Origin of the sequence: Haloarcula sp. JP-Z28, assembly GCF_011440255.1 — an archaeon.
Classification (GTDB): Archaea; Halobacteriota; Halobacteria; order Halobacteriales; family Haloarculaceae; genus Haloarcula; species Haloarcula marismortui.
The window spans coordinates 1-13,345 of sequence record NZ_JAAOHT010000090.1; the positions used below are offsets into that span (position 1 = coordinate 1).

Here is a 13,345-nt window from a genome sequence, read left to right on the forward strand (position 1 = left end):
TCTGTAGAGTTCGCAGCGGAGCTGAAAGGCTCTGAGATACGGTGTTAGCTTGTCCTTTGACACTCCTCGATGGGGCGAGAGCCACCGTCGCGTCAGCGACGCGTGGCTCTCGCAACCGTTGACGTGTACTTCGCCATCAGCGTATTCACCGTCGCCGTGGACGACGTATTCGCGGGAGAATGCGTCGTCTTCTTCGAGCGGCTCGTACGCTCGAAATCCGTCCGTATAGACGGTCAGTGACTCCTCATCGTGGTCAGCAAGCAGGAGTCGAATAGTCGATTCACTAGCGGATTTCGCTGGCACGACGTATCGATCGTCCGAGCCACGATCGACCAGCGTGAACACCGGCGGTTTGTCGCCGTCGTACGAGCCTCGTCCACGCGTGGACAGGCCACGCGAGCGCGACTCCTGATCGCGCTCGCGGCCTTTGAGACCGGCAGAGACGTACACTTCGTCGATTTCGACCGGTCCAGACAGTGTGATCGAAGGCGCGTCGAGCGCGCTGGCGAAGCGCTCGACGCGCCGTCTCACCGTTCTGTACGAAAGATCGAGCTCCGCCTCGATCTGGCGAATACTCGTGTTGAACCGTAAGAACACGTATATCGTGAAGTACCACTCTTTCAGCGAGAGCTTCGAATGAGCGAAGATCGTGCCGGTCTTGTCATTGAACGTCCGGCCGCAATTCTTACACAGATACCGCTGATACTCCCGATAGCTGCCGTTTCTGACCGTCAGGTCAGAACGGCAGCGGGGGCACTCGACGCCATCACGCCAGCGAACCTGCTGCAACAGGTCCGCTGCAGCCGATTCCGACACGAACCGGCTTATTGGGAACATATCGGGCACCGCTGGCGCGGTGCCTTTGCCCTCTTCGACTTTCAGCCGCAGCTCTCGCTATCAACAATCTCCTTCGCAAGAGCGATTTGACTTGCCGTCCCGTGGCTGTTCTCGTGAAACAAGCCCTTCGTCAGCCATGCCTACGATAGTCACCATCGCTGAACAAGAGATTTCCGAGTACGCAATTCACCCAACGGATGGGGCCGAGCCGGTTGGTACTAGTCAACAGCAGGAACCACCTGCCGAGGTCAACGAAATTGTTGACTATAACCACCAAGGATGGGATCCCACGGCCGAGATTCACTGCGCTGTTGCGACCGTCCGCATCGAGTAACCTGATATGGTTGAGGTTTCCATCGGTGACGAGAAAACCGAAGACAGCGACGAATCGGAACCCAATGATGGAACAGACGGAAACGACAGCGACGAGTCCGACACCACTAGGCTACCTCGACAGTCCCACCCGATTCCGGACCACATCCGGGTCTGGCACTCTAACGACGGTAGCCTCAACGAGTCTGGCCGCCAGCAGTACGACGATCCGCCGCGAGACTCGCACGACAACATCCCGAAGAGGCCAAAGACCGCTCTGTCGTCAGTTAGAGCGCCGACTTCGAGTGGCTTGAATACACCATCATGCCGGCCACATATCAAGTCCGCGTGCATGTCTCCGGTGAAGACGGCACGATCGCCTTGGTTGTTGCGGCGACTGGCGCATCAAAACGGCTGTCGAGCAGACCGGGGCCGGAACGAATGGTTGCGCGGTCACTTGGGGAGATTACGCTCGACAAGGACGCAAAGAAACTCCGGCTGACGTGGCTTAATGCCGGCGTGGATATCGATTGCACCGAGTTCGTAGCTGCCGACGGTGCGGTTCGGCCGTTGGTGACGACAGTGACGGAGAGACAAGTCCTGACTGCGGATATGGGGCCAGCGGGTACGGCAACGAGAGTTAGACGAGGAGAGAACTGTCTAATTGGGGGATTCAGAACTAAGGAGATCGTAGCGAGAACTGGACGTGGAACTTGCAGACATCCTCAAGAAACGCTTAGACATCCAAAACTAAGTCACCTGGGAGAACGAGTGCACGCAGACACCCGTCCGGTGTTTTGGGGTTCGATTCACCCAATGCTGCTACCGTTGCGTGAAGTCGAGACTGTCTTAGACTGGTTGGAAGTCAATCGCTGCTCCCAAGCGATTTGATAGTGGAAGGAAACAGTTGCCCAAACACAGAGCGCCCCGCCGACGGCAGCGCCGTCGTGGGTCGCGGTTGATGAGAAACAAATCGAGGTAGCCAGCGATGACAAGTGGCTCTATGCCGCCATCGACACGGAGTCGAAGCTACCGTTAGAGGTGGATGTGATCAGCCTCTGCGGGACTGACCCCTAGTGGCGTTTCTCTATCGCCTCACTGAGAAATACGATATCACCGAAACAGAGTTTCTCGTTAATGCCAGTGGCTATTTGACGACCACTCACGTCACGATTTGAGCGGTTACCTTGATTACCACGACGGAAGCTCACGAAAAAATGGTTCTAGGCCGTTGCCATGCGGATCGAGCGCTTCCACTCGTTTTAGCAATGCAGTCAGTCAAGCGCGAAACGCTGGCTAAGACGCTTCAAACACTACTACAACCGCCACCGACCGAATCAACCGCTAGATGGCTTGACTCCTACAGGGGAGGTGCTGAACTAGATAGTTCCCATCTCAACTTTTTTATCATTTTTTAACTCAACCCTCCTCAATAAGTAGAGAATTTAAATTATCTCTCAACAAAGTGATTAACTGTCTCCCCAAGTCCTTCTTCGAACGAGTACTGCGGTTCCCAGCCAAGTGATTCAACCTTCGAAGAGTCAAGCGCATACCGCTGGTCGTGACCAGCCCGATCATCGACAAACTCAATGAGGTCTTCGGATGCGCCAACGGCTTCGAGGATAGCCTGTGTTACTTCGAGATTCGTCTTCTCTTCATCAGTCCCGATATTGTACACTTCTCCCACGTCACCCTCACGGAGTACTAACTCCAATGCTCGACAGTTATCTTCGACGTAAATCCACTCTCGTACGTTTGACCCATCTCCATAGACGGGGAGTGATTTGCCCTGCGTTGCATTCGTGATGAACTTCGGAATTAGTTTTTCGGGATGTTGATTCGGCCCATAGTTGTTACACGTACGCGTGATTACAACTGGCAGTCCATGGGTCGTCTTGTAGCTCTGTGCGAGCAGATCAGCACTGGCTTTGGTCGCGGAGTATGGATTCCTGGGGTTCAGCGGGTCTTCTTCTGCAAAGGAGCCGTCGACGATTTGTCCGTACACTTCATCTGTCGAGATCTGGACAAACCGGTCAATTTCTGCGTCGTTTGCTGCATCGAGCAGTGTCTGGGTTCCCTGTACGTTTGTTGAGACGAAGGATTCTGCACCTTCTATCGACCGATCGACGTGTGACTCTGCCGCGAAGTTTACGACAGCGTCAACATCGGATACCAAGTCGCCGACGAGGTCAGCATCCCGTATATCTCCTTCAACAAACTCGTGTTGAGGATGTTCAAGAACCCCTTCGAGATTCTTCTTTGAGCCAGCGTACGTGAGGGCATCAAACGTAACGACCTCGTCGTCACTGGTCTCGATAATGTGCTCTACAAAGTTGGATCCAATAAAGCCCGCCCCGCCGGTGACGAGTATACGCATACGATACAAGACACAAGTCGTGCGTATTTAGGTTTCCATACGATGAATAGCCGGTGATGCATCTCCTGGTCCTCGGTGCGAACGGCTTACTCGGATCGAACGTTGTACGAGTCGGTTTGGAGAAGGGATGGACGGTGTCGGGCACATATCATTCAACGCCACCGGACTTCGATATCCCGTTGTTCGAACTCGACATCGTAGATTCTAGCACCGCCTCGGAGATTATCGAATCAGAGGATCCAGATTGGATCGTGAATTGTGCCGCGATGACGGATGTGGATGGCTGTGAGGAACACCCAGACCGTGCACACGATGTGAATGCTCAAGCGCCCGGTGAGATTGCTGCACACTGCAGTCAAGGAGATTATGAGTTTCTTCACGTATCAACGGATTATGTGTTTGATGGCAAGTCCACAGCATCGTACTCAGAGGATGATTCGGTAAACCCCGTCCAAGTCTATGGACAATCCAAACTTGACGGCGAGAAAGCGGTTCGGGATGGACTGTCAGACGCTCTCATAACTCGACTATCCTTTGTCTATGGTGTTCACCGTGGTACAGACGAATTAACGGGATTTCCAGCATGGGTTCGTGACCAACTCCAGACAGACAGTGAGGTCCCTCTTTTCACTGACCAATATATCACTCCATCGCGTGCCGGCCACACAGCGTCGAAACTATTGGAACTGATAGAAGCCGAGGCTAGCGGAACGTTCAATGTCGCGTGTCGATCGTGTGTTTCACCCTATGAGTTTGGAGCAGCGATCTGTGACCAGATGGACGTTGCAACGTCGCTGCTCGTAGAAGGCAAGCAATCCGACATCGAACGGCCGGCGACTCGCCCGTCTCATACGTGTCTTGATGTGACGAAAACACAGGATCAACTCGGTCGTCGACAACCAACCCTCACTGAGGATTTAACGGCAATCTCTGATTGGATCGCCCCGACCGATCGCTAGATCTCGTACTGGTCCTTGTTTTCGAGGAAGTGTTGCTGCTCTTCCGCGGGAAGCTCTTCGAACTTGAGAACGTTCTCACATCCCAACCCCGGACATTTCATCACGCGGTTCGATTCGATTTCGTTTGCTGAAACGATGGTGCCACACTCCGTGCAGGTATGAGTGATGATGCGCATGGTTAGAGTTTGAGCTGGGAGTTCTCCCCCACAACAAGCCTACGACCTTCTGGGAGCAGCGAATCTGCGCTTCCGATGTTCGTTCCTCGTCCGAGTAAGCTATCGACGATCTTTCCCGAAGTTGTGATTGAAGAGTCGCCGATGATGACGGAGTTCTCCACATGGACACCTTCGAGAGTTGAGTTCGGGCCAATTGACGTGTACGGACCCACGTAACTCCCGGATTCAATCACCGTGTCTTCGGCGATCGACACTGGCCCACGAACCACGGCTCCATCTTTGATCGTCGATGTCTCATCGAGTTCAACACGGCCTTCGACTGTGGCATCGGGTTCCACTGTACCCTGGGTTTCGAGCGTCCGGTCCTCTAAGACAAGCCGATTGGCTTCCCGGATATCCTCTGGCTTACCTGTGTCTTTCCACCAGCCTTCGACGACATGCGAATCGATCTCGTGTCCGGTATCAAGCAACGACTGGATGGCATCAGTGATCTCAAGCTCGCCTCGCCAGGACGGTTCGAGGTCGTCAATGGCATCGAAGACCGCAGGCGAGAAGACGTACATCCCGATGAGAGCGAGGTTGGTTGGTGGCTCATCCGGTTTCTCGATAAGTTCCGTCACGTTTCCAGCATCGTCGACATCTGCAATTCCGAACGCCTGTGGATCCTCGACTTCTTGTAAGGCAATCCCTGCGCCATAGTTACCAGCCTCGAAACTCTCGACAAGGTCTGTGATCCCTGACTTGAGGATGTTGTCCCCGAGGTACATCACGAAATCGTCGTCACCAACGAAATCACGCGCACACCCTGCGGCATGAGCTAGACCTAGCGGATTCCCTTGGATGATATACGTAATTTCAACACCGTACTCAGAGCCGTCCCCCAAAAGCTCTTGAATCTCGTCACGACCTTTGTGGCCGAGAATAATGCCAATTTCGGTAATGCCGGCTTCTTTGAAGTCCTCGATTGCGTACTCGAGAACTGGTTTGTTAGCAACCGGAACGAGTTGTTTCGGACCAGTATGGGTGATCGGGCGGAGCCGCGATCCCGTCCCCCCAGATAGTAAGACACCTTTCATGTTTCACTTGTGAGGTGGTTCCTCCCAGTCCAAAGGTATTTTGTCTGTGTCGTGGGGAATCCGTTCTTCATCTGGGTTCTCGTAATCGTATAGTTCTGTCGGATAGTTAATAAGAATCGATGGCTTGTCGCCGATTGCTTTGAACCCGTGCCAGCACTTGCCCGGGATACGGATCATCTGCTGGTTGTGTTCACCGATGATGAAGGTGTTCAGTTCCCCTTGGGTCGGTGAGTCCTCACGGTCATCGTATACGCCGACTATGATACGACCTTCTGGACAGACAAAGTGATCGATTTGCCCCTCGAGATGGCGATGCCACGCTCTGATAATGCCTGGGTACGTCATCGAGTAGTAGGACATTGCTGGATCGATCTCGTACTCATCCCAATCCTCACGGAAGACTTCGACGAGGTGGCCGCGTTCGTCGGCGTTTACTTGGAGGTTGCGGACGTCGATATCATGAATCATTCACGAGAGAGATGTTCGTCCCCAGTGATATAGCCGCCGGTTCTGATATTCATATACTGAGAGAGTAATCTAATGTGTCTATCTCTGCATTTTAGGTAATATTCTGAATAACTGGCCCGATTAGCTGCTGCGTTACCTCCCGAATTGGACGATAGGTGAGCACAATCGCTGTGTAGACGGCTACGCCAAACAAAATAATAGCAAACAAGTCGAGAATCGTCCGAATCTGTATGACTAAGTGCATGCCATACACACAGATGCCCATCACAGTGGAGGCAACCACACTCCAGACTGCCTCACCAGTGGGGAAGTCGATATCGAGGAATTGATTCAGATATCGTGCATGCAGCATGGTATTGACGGCATATGAGACTGAAGTCGCAATTGCTGCGCCGACGATACCGAACTTGTAGATGAGAACAATATTCAAAAATAAATTCACAACGATGGAGACAACCGTAGCATATGCGGCTAAATCTGGCCGATCAATCGCTTGGAGGGAGCGTCCCAGTACAACGTGAATTGCTTGCAGGATTTTTTCACCAGCTAAAATAATCAACACTAGCCATGCAACAGTAAATTCCGGCCCAAACAGAATCCGAAGAAGATCTCCTGACAGGACTGCTGTACCAGCAAAAGCTGGAATAACGAACAGGAGCGCAGGAAGTAGGGCAGTCGGAATTACCCCTTCGATCTTGCTCATTGCTCCTTCGGAATTCCATTGGCTCACCTGCGGAAAGAGTGTTGTCGCAATTGACTGGCTGAGGAGCATTACGACGAGTGACAGTCGCCATGCGTTCTCGTATGCGCCGATGTTACCTCGAGTAATGACAGCACCGGCACTGACGGACACGAATACTGAGAGCATTGCGACATCCATCCAACTGTAAAAATACCCTCCGACAGCAGAAACTACACTATACCGTCCGTAATCTAAGAGCGAGCGCGCATGCGCCAAGGTTGGCTTGGCAACTGAGACCGAAACTTTCCACCACCCAACAATTAGCATTAGTACTGAACCGAAAAGGTAGCCGTACACGAGTGCATACACACCGTATCCATCAAGATAGAGTGCATACCCTATGCTGAGCCAGCCAAGCGGTCGAAGGATCTCGACAACGGCGGTTTCACCGACGCGCCTCTCACCACGTAGCACAGTTATCGAGAGCTTCGCAGCCTGGCTGGCAAACAGTGTAGCAATCAGTGCGAGAGTCAAGTCTGCACCGAGATACTGAGTGATATATTGGCTTACTAATAAAACTAATACCGAAATAAAAGCTAACAAGGGCAACTTGAGAACAATTGCAGTACCTAAATATTCACTCGCGTCATTTCCCTCACTGATTCGTTTCTCGGTGGCGCTTGAGATTCCGAAATCGGTCGGGATCGCAAGAATCCCGATAAGCGCGAGAAACGGGTAGTACGTCCCAAGTGGAGATGCTCCGAGCTTACGAGAAAAAACAACGACGGCAAGGAACGCTACGAGGGATTTGCCGATCCTAGCAACAAAAAGCTTCAGGCTCGAACGAGCGAGATTCACGAATAGAAGTTAATACTGTAGACATATTTCAATGCACCTGTTCGATTCATAGGTGAATCTTCGATTAAAGAACGAATTGCTTATAAACATTTTGTATACCAAATGTCCATCCCGTTTGCGTAGATGTTTGCACATCTGTGTCCATGTCCAGTATTTTCCGGCAGTACAACAGTTACCCATCTAATTATGAGCCCATCGGTGTTTGATTTTGTATGGAGGACATATCCTCGTCAAGTGCACTTGGCTCAAACAGCCCAACGGCTTGCTGAACAAGTGCCACCTCCCCAGATAGGATTTGTGACCCATGCCCGACTATCGCAGAGTCGTGAATCCGTACGGTTATGAGTATGCTCTTGTGTAGCAGGTCAGTATAGATCGGCCCGTTCGCAATATCGTCGTGTTTACCTATGGAAATTCTGCTACCTGAACAAACCACCGTTGACGATATAGTATTTTGGACCGCCGAGCTGATTGGTCCTGAGAGAAAGAAAATCGCCAGACATCAGACGGATCCTATGCTCGATCAGCGGCAGGCGGGAGACATCGTGTGCGGTAGCTGTGGCTGATGCGGCCTGCGACCCGGCCACTGACCGCCGCCAGTGGTCGCACGCCCAGCTCATCCTCCACGAACTCGGTGAGTACCTCGGCTACTCGCCACCGCCGCTGTTGGAGCGGCTGATCGAAGATGCGCAGAAGATCCACCAGCAACGACCGATCTTACAAGAGACGCTCGCTACCGCGGCGCAACCGAGGTGTGAGGCCTAACTAAAGACCAATGGACGAATGACTGCCGTCTTTCTCGTCGATGGTGCTCAACACCTCCAAACTGCACTGCAACGAGCTGGACTCCGATTTCGGATGTGTAGCTACGGAAATCGGAACGCTGCCGAACGGATTTTCGAGAGCTAAAGCATCGGACCTCTTCGTTTTCGGACTGCTTCAGTCACTCCGAACCGGAAACCGCCGAAAACTGGTTGCAAACCTTCGCTCGATGGCTCATTGCTACTAACTAAACACTACCATGCGCCTCGACCTGTTATGGAAGAGTAAGTCGTATCTTAGATATCTTGTACCGTAAATGAATCAACGTATGTAGTTCTGTTTGTCTCAGGTGGACTTAATACAGAGACTGTAAATAGGTAGCTATATCAACAATCACAATATGTCTGAAAAACTGAGAGACTGCACTACCGCAATCATAATTGTCAATTATAACTCAGTCGAGGATATAAAAAGACTCTATGACGACTACATTAAAAACATTGGAGAAGATTTCATAGTCGTTGATAACAACTCAAGCCCTGATCTGAAAGGCTGGTGTGATACTGTTGATGTGAAATATATTGATACAGGTGCAAATATGGGATATGCGGGGGGGAACAATCGTGGAATCAATAACAAGATCGACTCATATGATTACTTTTGGATTCTTAATCCAGATACAAATATTATTGATCTAGATGTACTTGACTCGCTAATAACAACAATGGGGAAATATTCGAATTTAGGAATAGTTGTTCCAACAATAGTGGACCAGAATAGGGAGCAGTATAACCTTCCAAGTCGTTTTGAAGACATTTTACGGAAGGTGAATATTTTACCAAAACTTCCTGAGAATAATAGTGATCTTATCTATACAGATCACGTTCCTGGATCAGCGATTTTACTACGAAAAGATATGATTCGGGAGATCGGCCTGTTAGATGAACGCTTCTTTTTGTACGTCGAGGAGACTGAATATTGCTACCGGGCTCGTCAACATGGATACCACGTCGCAATCCACCGTAGGTCACAAATAATGCACCAAAGTCCAGAATCTGAATCAAATTACGAGGAGAGCTACCGAGTATATTATCAGTCAAGGAATCGGTTCTTACTTGCACGAACGCGATTCTCTCTGCCAAAGAGATTATTATACTACTGCGCGCTAGTCGGATTCTATGGATATGAAGCAGTAGATATAGCGAAAAATGATACTAGTTTATTTATACCGATGATACTCGGTATCATTGATGGCATCGTTGGAAACTATGGCCGAAGGCGATACCTGACTGATTAATTTGGTTAAAATGATTGAATCGGGAACATTTTAACTGGGACAAATGAATCGGGGCTATGGGGATTCGAGACGCCTTCATTAAGAACTTTTATAATAATAACATCGCAAGAACTGCGTTCAAATATTATGTTGGTGCATGGACAACAGCTACTTCACGATTACCAGTTGGAACCAATATCTATGAGCTAGACTGGGATGTGCTTATTCTGCTTGACACCTGCCGAATAGATGCCCTGAAGCAGGTGGCACCAGAGTATGATTTCATTTCTGACGTAGATTCTATCATTTCTATTGGAAGCACATCAAACGAATGGATGGCAAATACGTTCACTACAGATTACATCGATGATATAAGAGAAACCGTATATATTTCTGCAAACGGCTATTCAAGCCGGGTATTTGAGGATCGTCTGTACCCTGAGGTTCATATGGATGGGAAACACCAGCCCCCGTCCTGGCTTAAAGATAATATTTGTTATCCAGAAGATTTCTATGATCTAGATCAACTCTGGCGGTACGCTCCACAAGATAGTCCGGGTCATACACTGCCTGAGTATGTTGTTGACAGGGCGGTGGCACACAGTCGAACAACTGATGCAAAAAAGTTGGTAGCACATTTCAACCAACCTCATGCTCCATATATTGCGACAGCCCTCGAAGAGGGGAGAGACCTGTATGATTATGAAGAGTCACCTTTCGATTCCCTACGAAATGGAGAAAAGAAATCCAAGGTGTGGAACGCCTATGTCGACAATCTTCGAATGGCTCTCGATCAAGTCGAGATTCTGTTAGAGAATATTTCTGCTGAGAAAGTTGCTATCAGTGCCGACCACGGTGAGGCTTTCGGAGAGTTGGGCATGTATGGCCACCTTCCAGGGATGCTCCACCCACACGTCAAGCGTGTCCCCTGGGTTATGACATCAGCTTCAGATACGGGAAGTTATACTCCGACTCTCGAACCCGAAGAAACCGGCCGAGATACTGAGGAACATCTCCGAGCTCTCGGCTACAAGTAGACTACGCGGCTGTGACGGTTTCGAGTATCCTTTCCGTTCGCTCAGCTATCTGATTCCACTCATGCTCTTTCGCGACTTCTCGACACATACTGGGTTTGAAATCTGTGGCTTTCTCAATTCCACCAGCCAGCTCTGTGGTCACAACACCTGTTTCATTTGTTAGAACTCCTGACGCACCACACTGTGGAGTCGTGACAACTGGAGTACCACAGGCCAGCGACTCGAGAACGACATTTCCGAACGACTCGAACCTTGCCGGATGGATCGTCGCTGTGGCCTTCGCATAAATGTCACGCAGTTTCATCTGGGAAACACGACCGTGGCAGACGATATTGGGATGGTCGAGTTGAATCGATCCGACAATATGTACCGGGCGACGATTTGTATTGGCGTACTCAACTACTGCACTCAACCCTTTCTGTTCTGTTGTACCGACGAAAACAACGTACTCCTCTTGAGCAGCATCTATTGGCGCAAAGAGCTCAGTGTCTACACCATTATGGATGACCGAGTACGACCCATCGAACTTATAATTGCTCGTCCACCCTTCCTTGTTGACCTGACTGTTGAAAATAGCATAGTCAGTGATCTGTAACGAACGCTGGTCAATCATTTTCCGGAGCGGATGAAGGAACGTATCGCCGATTTTTTCCGGTAATGAAAGCTGCGTACGCATGAACTTACGAGTTTCTGCAACACAGTCATGATATTTTGTAACCAGAGATAACTCCGGAATTTCAAACGGGAGCGGAGTATGAGCGACTGCAATATCGAACTCACTCGTATCTATTGATTTGAGCTTTCCCCGTAGAGCAAGCGGATACAGTATGTAGTATCCTTCTCTGAAACCAAAATGGACAGGGTTTACTGTTATCTCATTTGAAATATTACCATCGAAATCATTGTATGATTGAGAACACTTTCCGGCGAGTATGGTTACATTGTGCCCGTGTTCAGTAATTTCGTTATATAGGTTTTTGAGATGATACGAGATACCACCGAGGACATATGGCGGAAACTCCCTTGATAGTACGAGAATATTCATTTAAATTTTCAATCTTTGTATCCCAGCGCACTCAGCCGCCGTTCGATCTCTTCGTTCACGTCACTCTCCGCCGCGGACCCGTCCCCGTTCTCGATGCGCACCCGCTGTTCGACGTGGGCTTCCAGCTCGGCCCGAAGCGAGTGAGTCGTCGTTTCAATAACCCGTATCTCGTCGGTGTTCGAATCCCGCTCACAAAAACACGACCCCTCACGCGTCCAGAGGGCGTATCGTCGGAGGTGACTATCGCTATCCTCGCCGCGAGCCTGTGAAAACACCCTTCGGTCGCCTTCCAGACCCTCTAGGAGCGAAACTTGGACCCCGCAGCCGGTGACCGCCTCTGCGGTCGGAACGATATCTAGCGTACTAGCAGGCGAATCTACTACCTCGTCACGCCCACTTGGTGGCCGCACAATGAGCGGCACCTTCGTAATCTCCTCGTGCAGATACCGCGGATGCTCGTAGTAGCCATGTTCACCGAACGCGTCGCCGTGATCGGCCGTGAAAATCACGAGCGACTCCTCTAGCAGCCCACGCTTCCGAAGCGCATCAAGGAATTCCCCAATATACATATCGTTATATCGAATCTCCCCGTCGTACAGATCGATAAGCAACTGTCTTTCGTCGTCGGTAATCGAGTCAGGGTCGTCGATGGCACGCTGGTATAGCGACTGTGCGTCCCGGCCGGACAGGCCGTAATCGGAATACAGTGTCGAGTAGTCACCAGGAGGTTCGTAAGGGCCGTGCGTGTCCATGTAGTGGTTCCAGAGGAAGAACGGCTCCTCATCATCCAACGAATCTAGCCAGTCCAGAGACCGTTCGTTGATTTCCTCGGCGCGGGCGTAGTGCCGGTTCCGAAGTTTATCGAAGGCGCGCTGGGCAAGCGCTACCAGCTTGTTCTGTCCTAAGTGGAGATCGTCATCAAAGTGATCGAATCCCTCGTCGAAGCCGTAGGCCCGCGAGACAAACGGGTTCGAGTGAAAACCTGCCGTCGCGAATCCTTCGTCTGAAAGCGTCGATGCGATTGTTTCTGACGCGAGGTGATGCTTAGAGTCTACAGCTACATCGGGGTACTCCCCGGTCAACAGCGCAGGGACCGCTTCGCGTGTGTGTGAACTAGCGCTATAGGCATTTGTGAACCGAATACTCTCCTCGGCAAACTCATCAAGGACAGGTGAAGTCTCACGGTGGTAGCCATAACAGGAGAGGTGGTCCGCCCGGAGTGCGTCCGCAGAAAGCAGGATTATGTTCCGCGGGGAAGCAGTCATGTATCCGGCTCTTTCTTCGGATATGATTTTATTCTTCCGAAGCTAGTAATTACTGCACCCTGTATACCAAACGATTGAACGCAAAAACAACCAATTGACTCTCTAAGTCATCACCCAATTCGTTTGAGCTACGCCGTTTAGCTGTCCAGCTTGAACCAGTCTACGCCGTTCACTGAAACAGAGTATTCAAGATGGTCCTATGGGAAATGATATTC

12 protein-coding genes and 3 pseudogenes are annotated in these 13,345 nt (G+C 50.6%); 7 read left to right on the forward strand and 8 right to left on the reverse strand.

Annotation, left to right across the window (positions count from 1 at the left end; all coding sequences use genetic code 11):
* A partial coding sequence (locus G9463_RS21185; RefSeq protein ID WP_165897760.1) for an IS1595-like element ISHja1 family transposase occupies positions 1 to 837 on the reverse strand: 837 nt, incomplete at its 3' end.
* A gap of 136 nt (positions 838 to 973) precedes the next feature.
* Between G9463_RS21185 and G9463_RS21190 the strand changes: the two genes are divergently transcribed.
* Positions 974 to 1,171 carry a hypothetical protein gene (locus G9463_RS21190; protein WP_165897761.1) on the forward strand — a complete coding sequence of 66 codons (198 nt, stop codon included), beginning with the start codon at positions 974 to 976 and terminating at the stop codon, positions 1,169 to 1,171.
* A gap of 684 nt (positions 1,172 to 1,855) precedes the next feature.
* Positions 1,856 to 2,532: pseudogene (locus tag G9463_RS21195) on the forward strand (IS6 family transposase).
* 67 nt (positions 2,533 to 2,599) lie between these two features.
* On the opposite strand, the gene rfbB reads toward G9463_RS21195, so the two are convergent.
* On the reverse strand, positions 2,600 to 3,526 hold the full coding sequence (gene rfbB, locus G9463_RS21200; RefSeq protein WP_165897762.1) for a dTDP-glucose 4,6-dehydratase: 927 nt from the start codon (positions 3,524 to 3,526) through the stop codon (positions 2,600 to 2,602).
* A 56-nt stretch (positions 3,527 to 3,582) separates the two neighbouring features.
* On the opposite strand from rfbB, the gene rfbD reads away from it, so the two are divergent.
* Complete coding sequence (rfbD, locus tag G9463_RS21205; RefSeq protein WP_165897763.1) at positions 3,583 to 4,485, forward strand: dTDP-4-dehydrorhamnose reductase; 903 nt, start codon at positions 3,583 to 3,585, stop codon at positions 4,483 to 4,485.
* On the opposite strand, the gene G9463_RS21210 is transcribed toward rfbD, so the two are convergent.
* The 4 genes from G9463_RS21210 to G9463_RS21225 all read right to left on the reverse strand — a co-directional run bounded on the left by G9463_RS21210 (position 4,482) and on the right by G9463_RS21225 (position 7,745).
* A complete protein-coding gene (locus G9463_RS21210; RefSeq protein ID WP_165897764.1) occupies positions 4,482 to 4,661 on the reverse strand; it encodes a hypothetical protein in 180 nt (59 codons plus the stop codon). The genes rfbD and G9463_RS21210 overlap by 4 nt on opposite strands.
* A gap of 2 nt (positions 4,662 to 4,663) precedes the next feature.
* A complete protein-coding gene (locus G9463_RS21215) occupies positions 4,664 to 5,737 on the reverse strand; it encodes a glucose-1-phosphate thymidylyltransferase (protein WP_165897765.1) in 1,074 nt (357 codons plus the stop codon).
* Between the two features lie 3 nt (positions 5,738 to 5,740).
* Positions 5,741 to 6,205 (reverse strand): dTDP-4-dehydrorhamnose 3,5-epimerase family protein, encoded by a 465-nt coding sequence (locus G9463_RS21220; protein WP_165897766.1) that lies wholly within the window; start codon positions 6,203 to 6,205, stop codon positions 5,741 to 5,743.
* A 91-nt stretch (positions 6,206 to 6,296) separates the two neighbouring features.
* A complete protein-coding gene (locus tag G9463_RS21225; protein ID WP_165897767.1) occupies positions 6,297 to 7,745 on the reverse strand; it encodes a flippase in 1,449 nt (482 codons plus the stop codon).
* Between the two features lie 603 nt (positions 7,746 to 8,348).
* Here G9463_RS21225 and G9463_RS21230 point away from each other — a divergent pair.
* From G9463_RS21230 to G9463_RS21245, 4 genes and pseudogenes are all read left to right on the forward strand, one after another.
* Positions 8,349 to 8,510 (forward strand): annotated as a pseudogene (locus tag G9463_RS21230) (IS4 family transposase); the annotation flags it as partial.
* A 21-nt stretch (positions 8,511 to 8,531) separates the two neighbouring features.
* Positions 8,532 to 8,758: pseudogene (locus tag G9463_RS21235) on the forward strand (IS6 family transposase); the annotation flags it as partial.
* A gap of 149 nt (positions 8,759 to 8,907) precedes the next feature.
* Positions 8,908 to 9,804 (forward strand): glycosyltransferase family 2 protein, encoded by an 897-nt coding sequence (locus tag G9463_RS21240; RefSeq protein ID WP_165897768.1) that lies wholly within the window; start codon positions 8,908 to 8,910, stop codon positions 9,802 to 9,804.
* 56 nt (positions 9,805 to 9,860) lie between these two features.
* On the forward strand, positions 9,861 to 10,820 hold the full coding sequence (locus tag G9463_RS21245; protein ID WP_165897769.1) for a hypothetical protein: 960 nt from the start codon (positions 9,861 to 9,863) through the stop codon (positions 10,818 to 10,820).
* A gap of 1 nt (position 10,821) precedes the next feature.
* On the opposite strand, the gene G9463_RS21250 is transcribed toward G9463_RS21245, so the two are convergent.
* Both G9463_RS21250 and G9463_RS21255 read right to left on the reverse strand, forming a co-directional pair.
* Entirely contained in the window at positions 10,822 to 11,865 is a 1,044-nt protein-coding gene (locus G9463_RS21250; protein ID WP_165897770.1) for a glycosyltransferase family 4 protein, read from the reverse strand.
* Between the two features lie 8 nt (positions 11,866 to 11,873).
* Positions 11,874 to 13,130 carry a sulfatase gene (locus G9463_RS21255; protein ID WP_165897771.1) on the reverse strand — a complete coding sequence of 419 codons (1,257 nt, stop codon included), beginning with the start codon at positions 13,128 to 13,130 and terminating at the stop codon, positions 11,874 to 11,876.
* Positions 13,131 to 13,345 lie beyond the last annotated feature (215 nt).

What these genes read in the sequence shown, in the direction of transcription:
- G9463_RS21210 (WP_165897764.1), bottom strand. Translation starts at nt 4,661, where the DNA reads ATGCGCATCATCACTCATACCTGCACGGAGTGTGGCACCATCGTTTCA.
- G9463_RS21215 (WP_165897765.1), bottom strand. Translation starts at nt 5,737, where the DNA reads ATGAAAGGTGTCTTACTATCTGGGGGGACGGGATCGCGGCTCCGCCCG.
- G9463_RS21220 (WP_165897766.1), bottom strand. Translation starts at nt 6,205, where the DNA reads ATGATTCATGATATCGACGTCCGCAACCTCCAAGTAAACGCCGACGAA.
- G9463_RS21190 (WP_165897761.1), top strand. Translation starts at nt 974, where the DNA reads ATGCCTACGATAGTCACCATCGCTGAACAAGAGATTTCCGAGTACGCA.
- G9463_RS21240 (WP_165897768.1), top strand. Translation starts at nt 8,908, where the DNA reads ATGTCTGAAAAACTGAGAGACTGCACTACCGCAATCATAATTGTCAAT.
- G9463_RS21255 (WP_165897771.1), bottom strand. Translation starts at nt 13,130, where the DNA reads ATGACTGCTTCCCCGCGGAACATAATCCTGCTTTCTGCGGACGCACTC.
- rfbD (WP_165897763.1), top strand. Translation starts at nt 3,583, where the DNA reads ATGCATCTCCTGGTCCTCGGTGCGAACGGCTTACTCGGATCGAACGTT.
- G9463_RS21250 (WP_165897770.1), bottom strand. Translation starts at nt 11,865, where the DNA reads ATGAATATTCTCGTACTATCAAGGGAGTTTCCGCCATATGTCCTCGGT.
- rfbB (WP_165897762.1), bottom strand. Translation starts at nt 3,526, where the DNA reads ATGCGTATACTCGTCACCGGCGGGGCGGGCTTTATTGGATCCAACTTT.
- G9463_RS21245 (WP_165897769.1), top strand. Translation starts at nt 9,861, where the DNA reads ATGGGGATTCGAGACGCCTTCATTAAGAACTTTTATAATAATAACATC.